Below are 15379 nucleotides of genomic sequence, written 5' to 3'. Positions count from 1 at the left end.
GGCGCGCAGACCTGTCAACGGATTCCGGCGCGGCTGCCCCGGGCGTCACCGGTACCGCACCGCGCTCGCCGGGCCGTCCGGACGGGACCGCCTGCCTACACTTCCGCCACTGCTGCGGGAGGCCACGGGTGGAGTTGCGACAGTTCGGTCCCTACCGGATCGAGGAACTGATCGGCCGGGGCGGGATGGGCGAGGTCCACCGCGCCTTCGACACCGAGCACGAGCGCACCGTGGCGCTCAAGGTCCTCGCCGAGGACCTCGCCGCCGACCGCGGCTACCGCGAGCGGTTCCGCCGCGAGGCGCACGCCGCCGCCCGCCTGTCGGACCCGCACGTCGTGCCCATCCACCGCTACGGCGAGATCGACGGCCGGCTGTTCCTGGACATGCGACTGGTCCGCGGCCGCGACCTGGCCACCGTGCTCACCGAGGAGGGCCCCCTGGCGCCGGCCCGCGCGGTGTCGGTCGTCGGCCAGGTGGCCCGCGCTCTGGACGCCGCGCACGCCGAGGGGCTGGTGCACCGCGACGTCAAGCCGAGCAACGTGCTGGTCTGCTCCACCGCGGGCGACCCGGTCGACGACGACGAGTTCGTCTACCTGGTCGACTTCGGCATCGCCCGGTCGGTGGTGCAGGGAGGCGGCACGACCGCGCTCACCCGGACCGGCTCGGCGGTGGGGTCGCTCGAGTACATGGCCCCCGAGCGGTTCCTCGAGCAGCCGGCCGACGCGCGCACCGACGTCTACTCCCTGGCCTGCGTGCTCTTCGAGTGCCTCACCGGCCGCCGTCCGTTCGGCACCCGGGACCTCGCGCCGCTGATGTGGGCGCACCTGAACGACACGCCGCCGCCGGTGTCCTCGCTGCGCGGCGGGGTGCCCGCCGCCCTCGACGAGGTGGTGGCCCGCGGCCTGGCCAAGGACCCGGCCGACCGCTGGCCCTCCGCCGGCGCGCTGGCCGCGGCCGCCCGCCGGGCGCTTCCGTCCTCGGGGACCGCCGCCCGCCCGGCTCCGGCCGGTCCGCCGTCGGTGCCTCGGCCGGCGGTGCCGCCGCCGGCGACGGTCGGGGCTCCCCGCTCCCCGCTCGGGCCGCCGCTCCCGCCCGGCGGCACCGGCCCGGCCGCTCCCACGCTGCAGGCCCGCCGCCCGGGCGGTCCCCGCCGGGCCCGGCTGCCCGCCGTCCTCCTGACGGTGGCGGCGCTGCTCGCGGCCGGGCTGGTCGCCGTCGTCCTGCTCGCGGGGCGGGGCGGGCAGGCGGCCGCGGACCCGCCGTCCCGGCCGACCGAGGGCGCGCGGCACGACGACCTGCTGGCGCTCGTCCCGGCCGACTTCGACGCGGCGGACTGCCGGCCGGCGCCCTCGGCCGGCGACGGCGACGTCGCGGCGGTGGACTGCGGTCCCTCGGCCACCGAGGACGGGCCCCGCACGGCGCGGTTCTTCCTCTATCCCGACGGCCGGACCGCCGACGCCGTCTTCAGCGACGACGTGACCGCACTCGGCCTGCCGGAGCTGGCGAACGGCGCTCGCTGCCCGGCGTCGCAGGGCTACCAGGACTGGACGCTGGAGGGCGCGGTCAAGGGGCAGCTCGCCTGCTACGTCGACGAGGAGGACACCGCCGTCCTCGTCTGGACCGAGACCGAGGACGCCGTCGAGGCGATCGTGACGATCCGCGACGGCGGGACCGCCGGGCTGGCGGCACTGCGCCAGTGGTGGGACGACCCGGCGCTGTCCACCTTCGGCTCCGCCTGAGTTCCTCCGCGGGGTCGTCAGGCCCTGCCGAAGCGGCGCTGCCGCGAGGCGTACTCCTCGCAGGCGGCCCACAGGTGCCGGCGGTCGAAGTCGGGCCACAGGGTGTCGAGGAAGACGAACTCGGCGTAGGCCGACTGCCACAGCAGGAAGTTGCTGGTCCGGTGCTCCCCGGAGCTGCGCACGAACAGGTCGACGTCGGACATGTCGGGCTCGTCGAGGAACCGGGCCACGGTGTCCTCCCCGACCTTGGCGGGGTCGAGCCGGCCGGCGGCGACCTCGCGGGCGATCGCGGCGGCGGCGTCGGCGATCTCGGCCCGGCCGCCGTAGTTCACGCACATGGTGAGCGTCAGGACGTCGTTGTCCCGCGTGAGCTCCTCGGCGACCTCGAGCTCCTTGATGACGCTGCGCCACAGCCGCGGACGGCGGCCCGCCCAGCGCACCCGGACCCCGAGCTCGTGCATCTCGTCGCGGCGGCGGCGGATGACGTCGCGGTTGAAGCCCATGAGGAAGCGGACCTCCTCGGGGCTGCGCCGCCAGTTCTCCGTGGAGAAGGCGTAGGCGCTGATCGCCTGCACGCCGAGCTCGATGGCGCCCTCGACGCAGTCGAACAGCGAGGACTCCCCCGCCTCGTGCCCCGCCGTCCGGGGCAGGCCGCGCTCCTTGGCCCAGCGGCCGTTGCCGTCCATGACGATCGCGACGTGCCCGGGCACCCGGTCGGCCGGGATCGACGGCGGGCGGGCGCCCGAGGGGTGCGGGTGCGGGCGCCTGACCTCACGCCTCACTCAGCAGGCCCGCTTCCCGCCGGGGGGCGACGTCGGAGCGGTCGACCAGCGGCAGCGAGCGCAGTCCGCGCTCCAGGTGCCACTGAAGCAGCGCGGCCACCAGCCCGCTGCCCTCGCGGCGCTGCGGGTGCTCGCTGGCCTCGGCGGTTCCCCAGTCGCCGGACAGCAGCGCCTCCAGGTGCCCGATGGTGACCGGGTTCGGCATGGCCGAGCCGGTCGGGCGGCAGCCGGGGCAGACGGTGCCGCCGGCCGGGACGGAGAAGTGCCGGTGCGGGCCGGTGACGCCGCAGCGGGCGCAGTCGCCGAGCGCCGGCTCCCACCCCGCCACCGACATCGCCCGCAGCAGGAAGGCGTCGAGGACCAGCCCGGCCGGGTGCGTCTGCTCGGTCAGGGCCCGCAGCGCGCCGACGACGAGGAGGAACAGCCGCAGCGAGGGCTCCTTCTCCTCCGCCGTGAGCCGGTCGGCGGTCTCCAGCACGGCGGTGCCGGCGGTGTAGGCCGGGTAGTCGCCGGCGATGACCGAGCCGTAGGAGCGGATGGACTCCGCCTGGCTGACGATGTCGAGGCTGCGGCCGGTGTAGAGCTGCAGGTCGACGTGGCTGAACGGCTCGAGGCGGGCACCGAACTTGCTCTTGGTGCGGCGCACGCCCTTGGCCACCGCGCGCACCTTGCCGTGCCGGCGGGTGAGGACGGTGACGATCCGGTCGGCCTCCCCCAGCTTCTGGGTGCGCAGGACGATCCCCTCGTCGCGGTACAGCGACTTCGGTGTCGTGCTCACTCAGTAGCCCAGCCTGTTCAGCTTCTTCGGGTCGTCCTGCCACTCGCCGAGGACGGTGACGTGCAGGTCGAGGTGCACCCGCGCACCGAGCAGCTGCTCGAGGCCGACCCGCGCCTCGGTGCCGATCGCCTTGATGACCGACCCGCCCTTGCCGAGCAGCATCGGCTTCTGGGTCGGGCGCTCGCAGTGCAGCAGCGCGTGCACCTCGACCAGCTCCGCGCCCTCCCGCTTGGGGTCGGGCCGGCGGTTGAGCTCCTCGACGGTGACGGCCAGGGAGTGCGGCACCTCCTGGAACACCTTCTCCAGCGCCGCCTCGCGGATCAGCTCGGAGATCTGGCGCTCGGTGTCCTCGTCGGTGGTCTGCGCCGGCGGGTACATCGGCGGCCCCTCGGGCAGCAGGCCGACGAGCAGGTCCTCCAGCAGCTCGACCTGGTTCCCCCTGACCGCGCTCACCGGGACGACCTCGGCGGCCTCGACCAGCCCGCTGGCGGCCACCAGCTGCTCGGCCACCTGCGTCTTCGACGCGGCGTCGGTCTTGGTGACGACGACGACCACCGGCGCCGTCACCTCCTTCAGCTGGCGGGCGATGAAGCGGTCACCGGTGCCCACCGGCTGGTCGGCCGGGATGCAGAACACGACGACGTCGACCTCGGACAGGGTGTCGCGCACGACGTCGTTGAGCCGGCGGCCGAGCAGGCTCTTGGGCTTGTGCAGGCCCGGGGTGTCGACGAGGACCAGCTGCCCGCCGGGCCGGTGGACGACGCCGCGGATGGCGTGCCGGGTGGTCTGCGGCCGGTTGCTGACGATGCCGACCTTCTCGCCCACCAGGGCGTTGGTCAGCGTGGTCTTGCCCGCGTTGGGGCGGCCCACCAGACAGGCGAAGCCGCTGCGGTACGGCTGGTCCGGTGTGGTCACCGCACCAGTCTCCCACCGCGGGACGACAGCCCCGCCGTCCCGCACCGAGACGTCGGTCCCCGGACGCCCACAGCGCTACGAAGGCCGCTACGCCGTGGTGCGCACGACCCCGTCGGGACCGGCGAGGAGGACCGGCGCGGTCGCCGTCAGGTCGTGCACCGCGGCGAGACCCTCCTGCTCGACCGCGTCGGCGTCGGACACGACCGCCGCCGCCTCCAGTCCCTCGACGCCGCTGGAGACCGCCGCGGCCACCGCGGCCTGCAGCGCCGAGAGCCGCAGCGAGGGCAGCGCGACGCTGACGGCGACGTAGGTCCGCCCGTCGGTGTCGCGGACCGCGGCGCCCTCCGGGGCGCCGGTGCGGCCGCGCGCGGAGCGGGCGAGCGTGACGAGCTTGGCGTCCTCGGGCTGCAGGTCGGGCACGGGGCGTCAGCTTTCCACCGTGGCCGGCACCTCGGCGCGGGTGGCCCCCGACTGCCGGTCCGGATCGTCGGACACGACCGGCACCCGGCTCACGAGGATGGTGTCGATGCGGTTGCGCCGCCCGCCGGTGCTCTCCGCGACCAGCCGCAGCCCCGCGACCTCCGCCGCCGACCCCTCGATCGGCACCAGCCCCAGCTCGCGGGCGAGCAGGCCGCCCACGGTCTCGACGTCGTCGTCGCGGGGCAGCTCGACGTCGAAGAGGTCGGCGAGGTCCTCGACCGGCAGTCGGGCGGTGATCCGCACCGACCCGTCGGCGAGGTGCTCGACCGGGGGGCGCTGGACGGCGTCGTGCTCGTCGGCGATCTCGCCGACGATCTCCTCGAGGATGTCCTCGATCGTCACCAGCCCCGCGAAGCCGCCGTACTCGTCGACGACGACCGCGATGTGGGTGCGGCGGGCCTGCATGTCGCGCAGCAGCTCGTCGACCGGCTTGGACTCCGGCACGAACGCCGGCGGCCGCATCAACTCCTCGACCCGCGGGCCGCGGCCCTCGCCGAGGTTCTGCGACCGGCGCACGAGGTCCTTGAGGTAGACGATCCCGACGACGTCGTCGACGTTCTCGCCGATCACCGGGATGCGGCTGAACCCGCTGCGCAGCGCGAGGGCCAGCGCCTGCCGGAGCGTCTTGGTGCGCTCGATCCAGACGACGTCGGTGCGCGGCACCATGACCTCGCGGGCGATGGTGTCGCCCAGCTCGAACACCGAGTGGATCATGTTGCGCTCGCCGGACTCGACGACGCCGCGCTCCTCGGCGAGGTCGACGAGCTCGCGCAGCTCGACCTCGGTGGAGAACGGGCCGTCGCGGTAGCCGCGGCCCGGCGTGATCGCGTTGCCGCCGAGGATCAGCAGCCGGGTGACCGGGCCCAGCACCCGCCCGAGCAGCCGCACCAGCCCGGCGGTGCGCAGCGCGATCGGATAGGCGTGCTGGCGTCCCAGGGTCCGCGGCCCGACGCCGACCAGCACGTAGCTGACCACCGTCATCACGCCGGCGGCGACCAGCACCGCCTGCCAGGTGCTCTCCAGCAGCCCGTAGACGACGACGCCGACCAGCACCGCGGCGACCATCTCGCACACGATGCGCAGCAGCAGGAGCAGCGCCACCAGCCGGGCGCGCTCGTCGAGGACCCGCTCGAGGCCGGCCGCGCGCCGGACGCCGTCGCGGCGCAGCTCCTCGACGCGGGCCTTGGACACCCGCTGCAGGGCGGCGTCCATGGCACCGAACGCGCCGGCGAGCGGGACCAGGCAGATCGCGACCACCAGCAGCGTGACCGCAGCGGCGCTCATCGGGTCACCGGGCCCCGGGGCCCCGTTCGGCCGGCTCGCCGGTGACCGGCTGCCGCGGCGCCGACCGCCAGCCCTCGAGCAGGCGGGTCTGCAGGCCGAACATCTCCCGCTCCTCCTCCGGCTCCATGTGGTCGTAGCCGAGCAGGTGCAGCACACCGTGGGTGGCCAGCAGCAGCAGCTCGTCGTCCATGGAGTGACCGGCGGCGCGGGCCTGCCGGACGGCGACCGAGGGGCACAGCACGACGTCCCCGAGCAGCGCCGGGCCGGGCTCGGGGTCGTCGGGCCGGGCGGTGTCCAGCTCGTCCATGGGGAAGGCCAGCACGTCGGTCGGGCCCTTCTCCCCCATCCAGCGCTCGTGCAGCACCGACATGTAGTCGGGGTCGACGCAGAGCACCGACAGCTCCGCCATCGGGTTGACGCCCATCTCGGCGAGGACGAACCGGCAGACGCCGGTCAGCTCCGCCTCGTCGACGGCGATCTCGGACTCGTTGGCGACCTCGACGGGCACGCCGCTCAGCTCCCCTGCCTGCGCGGCCGCGCCGGGCGGGCCGGGGCCGCGGGACGGGTGCCCGGCTGCTGGTGGGCGGTGTCCCAGCGCTCGTAGGCGTCGACGATGTCGCCGACCAGGCGGTGGCGGACGACGTCGGAGCTGGTCAGGTTGGCGAAGTGGACGTCGTCGATGCCGTCGAGGATCTCGCGGACGATCCGCAGGCCGCTCTGCGCGCCCCCGGGCAGGTCGACCTGCGTCACGTCACCGGTGACGACGATCTTCGAGCCGAAGCCGAGCCGGGTGAGGAACATCTTCATCTGCTCGGCGGTGGTGTTCTGGGCCTCGTCGAGGATGACGAACGCGTCGTTGAGCGTGCGGCCGCGCATGTAGGCCAGCGGGGCGACCTCGATCGTGCCCGACTGCATGAGCCGCGGGATCGACTCGGGGTCGACCATGTCGTGCAGCGCGTCGTACAGCGGGCGCAGGTAGGGGTCGATCTTCTCGCTGAGCGTGCCGGGCAGGTAGCCCAGCCGCTCGCCGGCCTCGACCGCGGGGCGGGTGAGGATGATCCGGTTGACCTGCTTGGTCTGCAGCGCCTGCACGGCCTTGGCCATCGCCAGGTAGGTCTTGCCGGTGCCGGCCGGGCCGATGCCGAAGACGATGGTGTGCGCGTCGATCGCGTCGACGTAGCGCTTCTGGTTCAGCGTCTTGGGCCGGATCGTGCGCCCGCGCCGGCTGATGATGTCGAGGCTGAGGACGTCGGCCGGGCGCTCGGAGCCGCCGCTGCGCAGCATGCCGATGACCCGGCGCACCGAGTCCGGGCGCAGCGCCTGGCCGGTGCCGAGCAGCGCGATGAGCTCGTCGAACACGCGGACGGCGAAGGCGTTGTCGGCCGGCTGCCCGGTCACGGCGATCTCGTTGCCGCGCACGTGCACGTCGGCCTCGAGCTCCCCCTCGACCAGCCTCAGCAGCTCGTCACCGGAGCCGAGGAGGGCGACCATCGACACGGGGTCGGGGACGGTGATCGTGGTGCGGACCGCGGTGGGGGCGGCGTTCGCGAGGGTGCTGGCGTCGTCCATCGCGGCGGCCTGCAGAGAGGCCTCGCGGGACGTGGGAGCGCCTGGCACGGGGACGTTCGGGGAGGTGTCGGGCAAGAACCCTCGACCCTGCCTTCCTGGCACGGGGAAATGACCTCTCGACTCTACCCGCGCCCGTCGACCGGGAACCGGCCCCGCGGAGCCCTCACCTCCCGGAGTAGGTGGCCTTCCCCGGCCCCTCGTCGAGGAAGGAGGCCACCGCGCCGCGCAGGTCGGCGGTGGCGAACAGCGGCCCGGAGACCTGCGGGGTGATCTCGTCGGCGGCGCGCACGCCGTGACGGACGGCGGTGCTCACCAGGCGCTTGGTGGCCGCGTGCGCGAGCGTCGGTCCGGCGGCGACGCGGTGGGCGTACGCGCGGGCGGCCTCGGCGAAGCCCTCGTCGGGCAGCACCCGGTTGACGACGTCCCACCGCTCGAGCACCGCGGCCGGGTAGCGCTCCCCGGTGAAGACGAGCTCCTTGGCCCGCGCCGGCCCGGCCCGCTCGGCCAGCCGCTGCGGCCCGCCCATCGACGGGGTCAGCCCCACGACCATCTCGACCAGCCCGAACGAGGCCCGCTCGGCGGCGAGCAGCACGTCGCAGGCCAGCGCGAACTCGAAGGCGGCGGTGAGCGTGAGCCCGTGCGCGGCGAAGACGGTGGGGACGGGCAGGTCCTCCAGCCCCTGGGACGTGCGCAGCAGCCGCGCCCACAGCGCCGTGCCCCGCTGCGCGGGTTCGGGGCCCTCGGCGATCTCGCGGAACGCGGTGACGTCGACGCCGCCGGAGACGACCTTCCCGCGCGCCTCGAGGAGCACCGCGCGGGCGCGGTCGGGCCGCCCGGGCGCAGTGAGGACGCGCAGCTCGGCCAGCGCGGCCTCGAAGCCGGCGAACACCGACTCGTCGAAGAGGTTGAGCGGGGGCCTGTCCAGCACGAGGACGGCGACGTCGCCGTCCCGCTCGATCCGGACGGGGGCGGCGCTGCCGGCGTCGGTCATGCCCGCCACCCTGCCATCCCGGTCCGGAGCGGCGGAGACGGCCATTCCTGCCGCTCGGGGTCAGCCGGGCGGCCAGCTGAGCGGGCGGCCGCCCAGGACGTGCAGGTGCAGGTGGTGGACGGTCTGCCCGGCGGCCGGGCCGGTGTTGGCCACCAGCCGGTATCCGGGCTCGGCGCCGTCGTCGGTGGCCAGGCCCTCCTGGAGGGCGACCGCGTGCGCGGCGGCCACCACGTCGGCCAGCAGCTGCGGATCGGCGCCCACCAGCAGCCCCGCCGTCGCGTGGTGCTCCTTGGGGACCACCAGCACGTGCGTCGGCGCCTGGGGGTTGACGTCGCGGAAGGCCAGCGTGCGGTCGGTCTCGTGCACGACGTCGGCGGGGACCTCCCGGGCGACGATCCGGCAGAACAGGCAGTCGCTCACCCGGCCGACCCTAGGGGGCGCGCGCGCCGGCCGCGGGTCAGGATGGCGCGGTCGCCGTCCTGACCGAGGAGGTCCCCCGTGCCCGTTCCCCAGCCCCCCAGCAGGACGTAGTGGACCGCCGCAGCGCTCTCCGGTCGGGGAGCCCCGGTGTCCGACCGTCCCGTGTCCAGCCGTCCCGCCGCGCGTTCCTCGCCGGCACCGCCCTCGCCCTCGCCACCGCGGCCTGCGGCCGCTCCTCCCCCGTCGGCGCCGCCGCCCCGTCCGGCGCCACCACGACGATCCGCATCGGCGCGATCCCCGACCAGGACCCCGAGGTCCTGCAGCGCCTCTACGGCACCGTGGCCGACTCGATGTCCGCCGCGCTCGACCTCGACGTCACCTACTCCCCGGTCACCGACTACGCCGCCGCGGTCTCCCTCTTCCGCACCGGCGACCTCGACCTCGTCTGGTTCGGCGGCCTCACCGGCGTGCAGGCGCGGCTGCAGGCACCGGGCGCGCAGCCGATCGCCCAGCGCGACATCGACGAGGACTTCCACTCGGTCTTCGTCGTCGACGCCGCCACCGGGCTCACCGCGTCGGACGACCTGCGGCCGCTGGCCGGGCTGCGGTTCACCTACGGCAGCGAGACGTCGACGTCGGGACGGCTGATGCCCGCGTACTTCCTGCAGCAGGCCGGCGTCGACCCGCAGGGCTTCCCGGGAGGGCCCGGCTTCTCCGGCTCGCACGACGCGACGATCGCCCTCGTCGCCTCGGGCACGTACCAGGCCGGGGTGCTCAACGAGCAGGTCTGGACGTCGCGCTCGGCGGAGGGCGCGGTGGACCCGGACGTGGTGCAGTACGCCCGGACGCCGGGCTACTCCGACTACCACTGGCTGCTCGGCCCGCAGGCCGCGGAGCGGTTCGGCGACGACGTGGCCGAGCGGCTCACCGGGTACTTCACCGGGCTGTCAGCCGACGACCCCGGCGACGCCGCGGTGCTCGAGCTGTTCGGCGCGGGCTCCTTCGTGCCGGCGCGGGCGTCGGACTACGACCGGATCGAGGAGATCGGCCGCAGCCTGGGGCTGGTCAGCTGACCGCCGTCCTCCGGCTGTCCGGCGTCACCGTCCGGTTCGGGACGGCGACCGCGCTCGACGCGGTGGACCTCACCGTGGGTCCCGGCGAGCGGGTCGCCGTCGTCGGGGCCTCGGGCGCCGGGAAGTCGACGCTGCTGGGCGTGGCCAACGGCGCGGTGCCGCCGTCGTCGGGCTCGGTCCAGGTGCTCGGGCAGGACCCGGCGGTGCTGCGCGGGCCGGCGCTGCGCCGGCTGCGCGCGCGGGTGGGCACCGTGCACCAGCACCTGGAGCTGGTCGGGCCGCTGCGGGTGGTGCACAACGTCAACGCCGGCCGGCTCGGCTCGTGGCCGGCGGCGCGGGCGGCGTGGTCGCTGGTGCGCCCGCAGGGCCTGCCCGAGGTGCTCGCCGCCCTGGAGCGGGTGGGGCTGGCCGGCCGGGTCTTCGACCGCACCGACACGCTCTCCGGAGGGCAGCGGCAGCGGGTCGCCGTCGCGCGGCTGCTCGTGCAGGACCCCGAGCTCGTGCTGGCCGACGAGCCGGCCTCCGCCCTGGACCCGGTGCTCGCCGGCCGGGTGCTGGAGCTGCTCGCCGGGCCGGCGTCGCGGGGCGGCGCGCTGCTGGCCGCCCTGCACGACCCGGCGCTGGCGCTGCGGCACTGCGGCCGGGTGGTCGGGCTGGCCGCCGGGCAGGTGGTCCTCGACGCGCCGGCCGCGGCGCTGACCGTCGCCGACCTGGCCGCCTTCTACGGGGCGCCGGCATGACGGCGGTGGCCGCGCGTGCCGCCGCACCCGTGCTGCGGCGGGACCGGCGCCGCTGGGGGTGGGGGCTGGCCGCGCTGGTCGCGGTCGGCTGGTCGCTGCTGGCGGCGCTCGACGGCGAGGTGGTCAACCCCGCCGGGGGCGCGCAGTTCGGCCGGTTCGCCGCGGCGGCGCTCTCCCCCGCGCTGGACGGCGCCTTCCTCGGGGTGCTGGGCACCGCGGCGCTGGTGACGGTGGCCTACGCCGTCCTGGGCACCGCGCTGGCCCTGGCGCTGGGTGCGGCCGGGGCGGTGCTGGTCGCCCGCTCCACCTGGGGACGGCGGCGGCTGGGCTGGGCGGCCGCCCGCGGCGCGCTCGCCGTCCCGCGCGGCCTGCACGAGGCGGTCTGGGGCCTGCTGCTGGTGAACGTGCTCGGGCTGGACCCGTGGGTCGGCGTCCTGGCGATCGGCCTGCCCTACGGCGCGGTGACGGCGAAGGTGTTCGCCGACCTGCTCGACGAGGCCCCGCGCGGGCCGTACGAGGCGCTGCTGGCCCAGGGCTCGGGCCGGGCGGCCGCGGCGCTGTACGCGCTGGTGCCACAGGCGGCCGGCGGGCTGCTGTCCTACGCCTTCTACCGGCTGGAGTGCGCGGTGCGCTCGGCGGTCGTGCTGGGGCTGATCGGCGCCGGCGGGCTGGGCTACCAGCTGTCGCTGTCGTTCGCCTCGCTGCGCTGGCCCGAGGTGTGGACCGCCGTCTACGCGCTGGCGCTGCTCTGCCTCGCCGCCGACGTCGCCGGACGGGCGGTGCGCCGCCGGGTGGCCGCGCCGCGGCGTCGCGCCGGCGTCCTGTCGCGCGACCGGGTGCTCACCGCCGCGGTCGGAGCGGCGGCGGCTGGGGTCGTCTGGTCGTGGTGGTTCCTGGCGCTGTCGCCGGCGTCCCTGGTCTCCGCGCGCACCCGGGAGCAGGCCGGCTACGTGCTGGGGGCGGCGTGGCCCCCCGCGGGGGACGGCGACCTGCTGCGCGAGGTGGTGCGGCAGTCCGTCGTCACGGTGCAGACGTCGGTGCTGGCGATCGCGGTGGCCACGGCGGGCGCGGTGCTGGTGGCGGGGGTCGCGGCGCGGCCGGCCGGGCGGTCGGGTCCCGGGCGCCGGGTCGCCGGGTCGCTGGTGCGCGCGGCGCTGCTCCTGCTGCGGGCGGTGCCGCCGCCGGTCTGGGCGCTGGTCCTGCTGTTCGTGCTCCTGCCCGGTGTCCTGCCCGGCGCGCTGGCGCTCGGGGTCTACACCCTCGGAGTGCTGGGGCGGCTGGCCGCCGAGGCGGTGGAGGAGGCCGACGCCCGGCCGCGGACGGCGCTGACCGCGCTCGGCGCCCGGCCCACCGGCGGCTGGCTGTACGCGGTGGCACCCCAGGCGTCCGGGCCGGTGCTCGCGTTCGCGCTGTACCGGTGGGAGGTCGTGGTGCGGGACACGCTGCTGGTCGGGCTGCTCGGCGCCGGCGGGCTCGGTGCGCTGCTCGCCTCGCGGCTGGCGGCCTTCGACTGGCCGGCGGTGACCACGGTGCTGCTCGCGACGATCGCGCTCACCCTCGCCGTCGACCTGGTCAGCGACCGCGCCCGCCGCGCCCTGCGCTGACCACCTCCGCGCACGTCCGTGGAGTCGCCCCGTGCCCGCGGACGTGCACGCCCAGGGTCAGGACCAGCGGGAGCGGGCCGACAGGGCGGCCAGCGCGGCGGCGCCGGCGGTGGAGGTCCGCAGCACCTCGGGCCCGAGCCGCACCGCCTGGGCGCCGGCCGCACGCAGGGCCACGACCTCGCCGTCGGTGAGCCCGCCCTCGGGGCCGACGACGACGGCCACGGTGCCGCTGCCGGGCAGCTCGACCCCGGCCAGCGGGCGGCGGGCCTGCTCGTGCAGGACGAGCGCGAGGTCGACGTCGGCCAGCTCGCCGCAGACCTGGCGGGTGGTCATCAGGTCGGCGACCTCGGGCACCCGCGGCCGGCGGGACTGCTTGGCCGCCGCCCGCGCCGCGGCCCGCCACTTCGCCAGCCCCTTGTCGACGCGGTCCTCGCGCCAGCGGGTGACGCAGCGGGCCGCGGCCCACGGGATGACGCGGTCGACGCCGAGCTCGGTGGCCAGCTCCACGGCCAGCGGCCCGCGGTCGCCCTTGGGCAGCGCCTGGACCAGCACGAACTCCGGCTCCGGCGCCGGCACCTCGTGGCGGGCGGTCACCCGCACGCGCAGCCCGACCGGGCCGGCGGCGACGACGACGCCCTCCACCAGGGCACCGCGGCCGTCGCCGACCCGCACCGGCTCGCCGGCGGCCAGCCGCACCACGTCGACGGCGTGCCGGCCCTCGGGGCCGTCGACCAGGACCTCGTCGCCGTCGGGCGGCAGCTCGTCGAGGAGGAACAGCGGCGAGCCGTCGAGGGCGGGGCGGGCGGCGTCGGGAGCCGGGGCGCTCACTTGAACGGGTTCCGCCGGACGCGGGAGAACAGCCCGCCGTGCGCCTCCGACGACGACGGCCCGGGACGGTCCTCGCCGCGCAGCACGGCCAGCTCGCGCAGCAGCTTCTCCTGCTCGGCGTCCAGGCGGGTCGGCGTCTGCACGTCGACGTGCACCAGCAGGTCACCCCGGCCGGTGGCCCGCAGCCGCGGCGCGCCCTGGCCGCGCAGCGTGAGCACGGTGCCCGCCTGCGTGCCCGGGCGGACGTCGACGTCGGTCTCCTCGCCGTCGAGCAGCGTGAGCGGCAGCGTCGTGCCCAGCGCGGCCGCGGTCATCGGCAGCGTCACGTGGCAGTGCAGGTCCTCGCCGTCGCGGGTGAAGACCTCGTGCGGCCGCTCGCGGATCTCCACGTAGAGGTCACCGGCCGGGCCGCCGCCGGGACCGACCTCGCCGCGGGCGGTGAGCCGGATCCGCATGCCGTCCTCGACGCCGGCGGGCACCTTGACCGGGATGCTCCGGCGGGCGCGCACCCGGCCCTCGCTGCCGCACTCGGGGCACGGGTCGTGGATGACCTGGCCGGTGCCGGCGCAGGTCGGGCACGGCCGGCTGGAGACGACCTGGCCGAGGAAGGAGCGCTGCACGCTCTGCACCTCGCCGCGGCCGGAGCAGGTGACGCACGTGGTCGGGTGGGTGCCCGGCGCGGTGCCCGCGCCGCTGCAGGTGCCGCACAGGACGGCGGTGTCGACGGTGATCTCCTCGGTGGTGCCGAAGACCGTCTGCTCGAGGTCGAGCTCGAGGCCGATCAGCGCGTCGTCGCCGGCGCGGACCCGGCTGCGCGGGCCGCGGCCGCCCACCCCGCCACCGAAGAAGGCGTCCATGATGTCGCCGAGCCCGCCGAAGCCGGCCCCGCCGAACGGCGAGCCGGCGGCCGCGCCGGCGCCGCTGTCGAACGGGTCGCCGCCGAGGTCGACGACGCGCCGCTTGTCCGGGTCGGTCAGCGCCTGGTACGCGCGGCTGACCTCCTGGAAGCGCTCCTTGGCCCCGGGGTCGGGGTTGACGTCGGGGTGCAGGTCGCGCGCGAGCCGCCGGTAGGCCTTCTTGATGTCGGAGTCGGAGGCGCCCCGGGCGAGTCCGAGCACGCCGTAGTAGTCGGTTGCCATCAGCTGTCGAGACCTCAGCTCCCGGCCAGCAACTGGCCGACGTAGCGGGCCACGGCTCGCACCGCGGCCATGTTGCCCGGGTAGTCCATGCGGGTCGGGCCGACGATGCCCAGCCCGCCCAGCGCCCGGTCGCCCGAGCCGTACCCCACGGACACGACCGACGCACCCGCCAGCGCCTCGTGGGCGTTCTCCTCGCCGATGCGCACGAGCACGGCACCGCCGCTGTCGACCTCGCTGATCAGCCGGAGGACGACGACCTGCTCCTCCAGCGCCTCCAGCAGCGGCCGCAGGTGGCCCGGGTCGACGGCCACGCGGGCCAGGTTCGCCGTGCCGCCCACGAGGAGACGGTCCTCCCCCGGCTCGACCAGCGTCTCCACCAGCGCGGCGCTGACCGCGGCCACCAGCGCCCGCAGGTGCGACGGCGCCGTGTCGACCAGGTCGGCCACCTTGCTGCCGGCGTCGGCGAGCCGGGCGCCGGTGAACGCCGCGTTGAGCGTGGCGCGCAGGTCGGCCACCTCGTCGCGGCCGACGTCGACCGGGCAGTCGACGATCCGCTGCTCGACGCGGCCGGTGTCGGTGATGAGGACCAGCAGCAGCCGCGAGCCGGAGAGCTGCACGACCTCGAGGTGGCGCACGGCGCTGCGGGACAGGGTCGGGTACTGGACGACGGCGACCTGGGAGGTCAGCTGGGCCAGCAGCCGCACGGTGCGGCCGAGCACGTCGTGCAGGTCGACGGCGCCGTCGAGGAACCGCTCGATCGCCTTGCGCTCGGCGGCCGACAGCGGCTTGACCGCCGACAGCCGGTCGACGAACAGCCGGTAGCCCTTGTCGGTGGGCACCCGGCCGGCGCTGGTGTGCGGCTGGGTGATGTACCCCTGCTCCTCCAGCACGGCCATGTCGTTGCGGATGGTGGCCGGCGAGACGCCGAGGTCGTGCCGTTCGGCCAGGGCCTTGCTGCCCACGGGGTCGTTGGTGGAGACGAAGTCCTGGACGATGGCCCGCAGGACCTGCAGGCGCCGTTCGTCGTGCGCCACGGT

Annotated in this window: 16 protein-coding genes; 4 read left to right on the top strand and 12 right to left on the bottom strand. The window is 75.9% G+C overall.

All coding sequences use genetic code 11. The features are described from left to right. The first annotated feature begins 128 nt into the window (after positions 1-128). Positions 129-1739 carry a serine/threonine-protein kinase gene (locus HLV61_RS02340; protein WP_369252566.1) on the top strand — a complete coding sequence of 537 codons (1611 nt, stop codon included), beginning with the start codon at positions 129-131 and terminating at the stop codon, positions 1737-1739. A 17-nt stretch (positions 1740-1756) separates the two neighbouring features. On the opposite strand, the gene HLV61_RS02335 is transcribed toward HLV61_RS02340, so the two are convergent. The 9 genes from HLV61_RS02335 to HLV61_RS02295 all read right to left on the bottom strand — a co-directional run bounded on the left by HLV61_RS02335 (position 1757) and on the right by HLV61_RS02295 (position 8958). After that, a complete protein-coding gene (locus HLV61_RS02335) occupies positions 1757-2521 on the bottom strand; it encodes an isoprenyl transferase (protein ID WP_369252564.1) in 765 nt (254 codons plus the stop codon). Continuing rightward, on the bottom strand, positions 2511-3299 hold the full coding sequence (gene recO, locus HLV61_RS02330; RefSeq protein WP_369252562.1) for a DNA repair protein RecO: 789 nt from the start codon (positions 3297-3299) through the stop codon (positions 2511-2513). The genes HLV61_RS02335 and recO overlap by 11 nt, the downstream gene beginning before the upstream one ends. After that, entirely contained in the window at positions 3300-4214 is a 915-nt protein-coding gene (gene era, locus HLV61_RS02325; protein WP_369252560.1) for a GTPase Era, read from the bottom strand. Between the two features lie 87 nt (positions 4215-4301). Next, entirely contained in the window at positions 4302-4634 is a 333-nt protein-coding gene (locus HLV61_RS02320; protein WP_369252558.1) for a cytidine deaminase, read from the bottom strand. A 6-nt stretch (positions 4635-4640) separates the two neighbouring features. After that, positions 4641-5978, bottom strand: a complete 1338-nt coding sequence (locus HLV61_RS02315; protein WP_369252556.1) for a hemolysin family protein — start codon at positions 5976-5978, stop codon at positions 4641-4643. Positions 5979-5982: 4 nt separating this feature from the next. After that, on the bottom strand, positions 5983-6486 hold the full coding sequence (gene ybeY / locus HLV61_RS02310; RefSeq protein WP_369252554.1) for an rRNA maturation RNase YbeY: 504 nt from the start codon (positions 6484-6486) through the stop codon (positions 5983-5985). Between the two features lie 5 nt (positions 6487-6491). Further along, positions 6492-7547: a PhoH family protein gene (locus HLV61_RS02305; RefSeq protein ID WP_369252552.1), complete on the bottom strand. Its 1056-nt coding sequence runs from the start codon at positions 7545-7547 to the stop codon at positions 6492-6494. Positions 7548-7710: 163 nt separating this feature from the next. Next, positions 7711-8538 carry an enoyl-CoA hydratase/isomerase family protein gene (locus HLV61_RS02300; RefSeq protein WP_369252550.1) on the bottom strand — a complete coding sequence of 276 codons (828 nt, stop codon included), beginning with the start codon at positions 8536-8538 and terminating at the stop codon, positions 7711-7713. Between the two features lie 60 nt (positions 8539-8598). After that, on the bottom strand, positions 8599-8958 hold the full coding sequence (locus HLV61_RS02295; RefSeq protein WP_369252548.1) for a histidine triad nucleotide-binding protein: 360 nt from the start codon (positions 8956-8958) through the stop codon (positions 8599-8601). 110 nt (positions 8959-9068) lie between these two features. Here HLV61_RS02295 and HLV61_RS02290 point away from each other — a divergent pair, with 110 nt between their 5' ends. The 3 genes from HLV61_RS02290 (at position 9069) to HLV61_RS02280 (ending at position 12375) form a co-directional block, all read left to right on the top strand. After that, the gene (locus HLV61_RS02290; protein WP_369252546.1) at positions 9069-10031 is read left to right on the top strand and encodes a putative selenate ABC transporter substrate-binding protein; all 963 of its coding nucleotides are present in this window, start codon (positions 9069-9071) and stop codon (positions 10029-10031) included. A 62-nt stretch (positions 10032-10093) separates the two neighbouring features. Then, positions 10094-10771 carry a phosphonate ABC transporter ATP-binding protein gene (locus tag HLV61_RS02285; protein WP_369252544.1) on the top strand — a complete coding sequence of 226 codons (678 nt, stop codon included), beginning with the start codon at positions 10094-10096 and terminating at the stop codon, positions 10769-10771. Then, positions 10768-12375 carry a PhnE/PtxC family ABC transporter permease gene (locus HLV61_RS02280; RefSeq protein WP_369252542.1) on the top strand — a complete coding sequence of 536 codons (1608 nt, stop codon included), beginning with the start codon at positions 10768-10770 and terminating at the stop codon, positions 12373-12375. The genes HLV61_RS02285 and HLV61_RS02280 overlap by 4 nt, the downstream gene beginning before the upstream one ends. Before the next feature lie 57 nt (positions 12376-12432). Here HLV61_RS02280 and HLV61_RS02275 read toward each other — a convergent pair whose 3' ends face one another. Genes HLV61_RS02275 through hrcA form a run of 3 tightly spaced genes read right to left on the bottom strand, consistent with a single transcriptional unit; the run spans position 12433 to position 15376 of the window. Next, positions 12433-13203, bottom strand: coding sequence for a 16S rRNA (uracil(1498)-N(3))-methyltransferase (locus tag HLV61_RS02275; protein WP_369252540.1), 771 nt, complete (start codon positions 13201-13203; stop codon positions 12433-12435). Next, positions 13200-14342: a molecular chaperone DnaJ gene (dnaJ, locus tag HLV61_RS02270; protein WP_369252538.1), complete on the bottom strand. Its 1143-nt coding sequence runs from the start codon at positions 14340-14342 to the stop codon at positions 13200-13202. The genes HLV61_RS02275 and dnaJ overlap by 4 nt, the downstream gene beginning before the upstream one ends. 14 nt (positions 14343-14356) lie before the next feature. Beyond that, complete coding sequence (gene hrcA, locus HLV61_RS02265; protein WP_369252536.1) at positions 14357-15376, bottom strand: heat-inducible transcriptional repressor HrcA; 1020 nt, start codon at positions 15374-15376, stop codon at positions 14357-14359. Positions 15377-15379 lie beyond the last annotated feature (3 nt).

It is taken from the genome of Geodermatophilus amargosae (assembly GCF_041028265.1).
Taxonomy (GTDB): domain Bacteria; phylum Actinomycetota; class Actinomycetes; order Mycobacteriales; family Geodermatophilaceae; genus Geodermatophilus; species Geodermatophilus amargosae_A.
Note: the sequence above shows the minus strand (reverse complement) of the source record. Positions and strands in the feature narration are given on the sequence as shown.

Excerpts from the sequence above, each read along its gene's own strand:
- HLV61_RS02300 (WP_369252550.1), bottom strand. The coding sequence starts at position 8,538 with ATGACCGACGCCGGCAGCGCCGCCCCCGTCCGGATCGAGCGGGACGGC.
- HLV61_RS02280 (WP_369252542.1), top strand. The coding sequence starts at position 10,768 with ATGACGGCGGTGGCCGCGCGTGCCGCCGCACCCGTGCTGCGGCGGGAC.
- dnaJ (WP_369252538.1), bottom strand. The coding sequence starts at position 14,342 with ATGGCAACCGACTACTACGGCGTGCTCGGACTCGCCCGGGGCGCCTCC.
- HLV61_RS02315 (WP_369252556.1), bottom strand. The coding sequence starts at position 5,978 with ATGAGCGCCGCTGCGGTCACGCTGCTGGTGGTCGCGATCTGCCTGGTC.
- HLV61_RS02305 (WP_369252552.1), bottom strand. The coding sequence starts at position 7,547 with ATGGACGACGCCAGCACCCTCGCGAACGCCGCCCCCACCGCGGTCCGC.